This is a genomic window from Pseudomonas sp. AU12215, from assembly GCF_001675465.2.
Lineage (GTDB): Bacteria > Pseudomonadota > Gammaproteobacteria > Pseudomonadales > Pseudomonadaceae > Pseudomonas > Pseudomonas nitroreducens.
The window spans coordinates 1-2,677 of the sequence record NZ_MACM02000094.1 but is presented as its reverse complement, the minus strand read 5'-3'; the positions used below and the strand labels follow the sequence as shown (position 1 = coordinate 2,677).

Genomic DNA, 2,677 nt, shown 5'->3' with positions numbered 1-2,677 from the left:
GTTCATCAGCCGGGCAAGCCTGCGCTGGCTGAAGCCATTGCACAGGCCGATCTGGATCGTGAAGCGCTCTGTGGCGCTGAGTTCGTGATAGGACATGGGGCAACACCTTACCGAAATGGTCGGGTGTTGCACTCAGTTTTTGCGGCCGCCCCGGCAAGATTTCAACCAGATCCCCTCTGCGAATATCCTCGGCAATCATGAAACTCGGTTGTAACGAAATACCTCCATGAGCCAAAGTGATATGGCGACAGGTATCTCCATTGTTGCACCGCACGACAGAACGTGTGCGCACGGTTTCGCTACCGCTTGGCCCCTCGAATACCCAATCATTGCCGCTGGCGTAATTGGAGTACGCCACTATCGTGTGTTCCGCTAGGTCATCCAGCTTGCGTATCGCTGGACGACTAGACAGATATCCCGGCGAGGCACTCAAACACATTCTGGTGGTGGCCAGCCGGCGCCCGACTAGCGACGAGTTTTCCATCCGTGCAATACGCACAGCGGCGTCAAATCCCTCCTCGACCAGATCCACGAGCCGATCATTCAGACTGATGTCCAGTTCAATCCTGGGATATCTACGCATGAAGTCGGCCCAGATGGGGGCAAGGTGCAGGATGCCAAAACTGACCGGTGCATTGACCCGGAGCACTCCGCTCGGCTCGGGCCGGGCGGCTGATACGGCTTCTTCCGCTTCGTCCATCATCGCAAGGACCTCCCTGGCCTGGTGATAGAACTGGCGGCCCTCGTCAGTCAATGAGAGGCGCCGCGTCGTTCGATGGAGCAAGCGTGCCCCCAGCCGTTCCTCCAGTGCGTTTACGTAGCGGGATATTGCTGCCTTTGACATTCCCAAGGGTTCAGCAGCGCCTACAAAACTCCCTTTGTCGACGACGGTGCAGAAGACCTGCATCTCGAGAGCGCGATCCATTATTGTTCCACCATTCGGGATAAATAATCACATATAACAATGTTTATCTCAAAAAATAAGCCTATAGACTAGCCCCATCGACACTTGAATCAACGCATCTGGGAGAGGTAGCTATGAAAGTCACCGTAATTGGTACCGGCAACATGGGCTCCGGCTTCGCCAAGCAGCTTTCCAACGCGGGTCATTCGGTCCGGATCACGGGGCGCGACTTTGAAAAGGCCAAAGCGTTGGCCGACCAGTACCCGAACGTCACTGCCTATATAGCTTCTGAGGCCCTGGGTGACAGCGATGTGGTCGTCCTTGCAACTGGCTTTAGTGATGCTGTCTCTGCTCTGAAAGGCTTGGGTGATCTGACTGGGAAAGTGATCGTGGATATCACCAATCCGCTGAGCGCCGACTACATGTCCTTGACCATTGGCCATGTGACCAGCGCTTCCGAAGAAATTGCCAAAGCCCTGCCACAGGCTCATGTCGTAAAGGCGTTCAACACACTGTTTGCGCAAGTGCTCGCTGATGGCCCTGAGTTCGCCGAAAACCAGCGCGGCAGCGTGTTTGTCGCCAGCGACAACGAACGCGCCAAGCAGACGGCAGTTTCGCTGGCCCAGAGCATGGGGTGGAACGCCGTCGACGCAGGCGGGCTGATGAATGCTCGCTACCTGGAGCCGCTGGCAGGTTTGAATATTTACCTCGGTTACGGCGCGGGCCTGGGTACCTCCATTGCTCCTGTCTGGCTCAACAAGTAAGGCAACCCAGAGGAATCACCATGAAGACGTCGCTCCCGCTGCTGTTTGTATCTCATGGTGCTCCAATGTTCGCTATCGAGCCTGGTCTGGCTGGCCAACAGTTGACCGAGCTCGGTCGCGAACTGCCGCAGCCCGATGCAATCGTGGTCATCTCGCCTCACTGGATGACTCGAGGCGAGGTCTGCGTCACCTCGAGCACCAGCCCAAAAACCATCCACGATTTCGGTGGGTTTCCAAATCAGCTTTATGAACTGAGCTACCCCGCCCCAGGCGCACCGGCACTGGCGAATCACATTGTTGAGCTGCTCGGTTCGGCAGGTTGGAAAGCGCGCCTGGACGCAACTCGCGGCCTCGATCACGGTGCGTGGGTGCCGCTGCTCTACCTGGCGCCTTCAGCAACAGTGCCAGTGGTCCAGGTCTCGATGCCCATGCCTATGGATACCTACGGTGCCTTGGCGCTGGGTAAAGCACTCAAGCCTCTTCGCGACATGAACGTGCTGGTAGTGGCTTCTGGAAGCCTGACCCATAACCTTTATGAGTTCCGAGGAGCTACGTCCGACAGCGCGGACTACGTCAAAGACTTCGCTGCCTGGACTGCGATGACACTGCAGCGCGGGGACACAGAACAAATGTTGGAATACCGACGCTTTGCACCGGCTGCTGATCGAGCTCACCCGACGAATGAACACTTCTTACCCCTGTTGATTGCTCTTGGCGCAGCCGGAGAGAAGTATCAAACGCGCGTTCTGGAGGGGGGCATTACCTACGGAGTGTTGGCGATGGATAGCTACCTTTTCGACTCGGCTCCATCGACTCAAGGCGTTGTTGAACTTGATTCATGAAATTGGCTTTTCTGAAGCGATAAAAGAACCCAGGCGGCCGCAAAAACTGAGTGCAACACCCGACCATTTCGGTAAGGTGTTGCCCCATGTCCTATCACGAACTCAGCGCCACAGAGCGCGTCACGATCCAGATCGGCCTGTGCAATGGCTTCAGCCAGCGCAGGCTT

Annotated in this window: 4 protein-coding genes and 1 pseudogene; 2 read left to right on the top strand and 3 right to left on the bottom strand. The window is 56.6% G+C overall.

Annotated features, from left to right (window positions below; translation table 11 throughout):
* Both A9513_RS36520 and A9513_RS34970 read right to left on the bottom strand, forming a co-directional pair.
* Window positions 1–96: helix-turn-helix domain-containing protein (locus A9513_RS36520; protein ID WP_255302857.1), on the bottom strand; the 96-nt coding region annotated here is incomplete at its 3' end.
* A gap of 55 nt (window positions 97–151) precedes the next feature.
* Window positions 152–925: pseudogene (locus tag A9513_RS34970) on the bottom strand (LysR family transcriptional regulator); the annotation flags it as partial.
* Window positions 926–1,038: 113 nt separating this feature from the next.
* On the opposite strand from A9513_RS34970, the gene A9513_RS14600 reads away from it, so the two are divergent.
* The gene (locus tag A9513_RS14600; RefSeq protein WP_065327451.1) at window positions 1,039–1,668 is read left to right on the top strand and encodes an NADPH-dependent F420 reductase; all 630 of its coding nucleotides are present in this window, start codon (window positions 1,039–1,041) and stop codon (window positions 1,666–1,668) included.
* A 20-nt stretch (window positions 1,669–1,688) separates the two neighbouring features.
* Entirely contained in the window at window positions 1,689–2,510 is an 822-nt protein-coding gene (locus A9513_RS14595) for a class III extradiol ring-cleavage dioxygenase (RefSeq protein WP_065327450.1), read from the top strand.
* On the opposite strand, the gene A9513_RS36315 is transcribed toward A9513_RS14595, so the two are convergent.
* Window positions 2,483–2,677, bottom strand: a 195-nt coding sequence (locus tag A9513_RS36315) for a hypothetical protein (RefSeq protein WP_218060706.1), incomplete at its 5' end; no start/stop codon positions are given. The two genes, A9513_RS14595 and A9513_RS36315, sit on opposite strands and share 28 nt — an antisense overlap.

Bases quoted from the DNA above. Each gene is read 5' to 3' on its own strand.
- A9513_RS14595 (WP_065327450.1), top strand. From the start codon at position 1,689: ATGAAGACGTCGCTCCCGCTGCTGTTTGTATCTCATGGTGCTCCAATG.
- A9513_RS14600 (WP_065327451.1), top strand. From the start codon at position 1,039: ATGAAAGTCACCGTAATTGGTACCGGCAACATGGGCTCCGGCTTCGCC.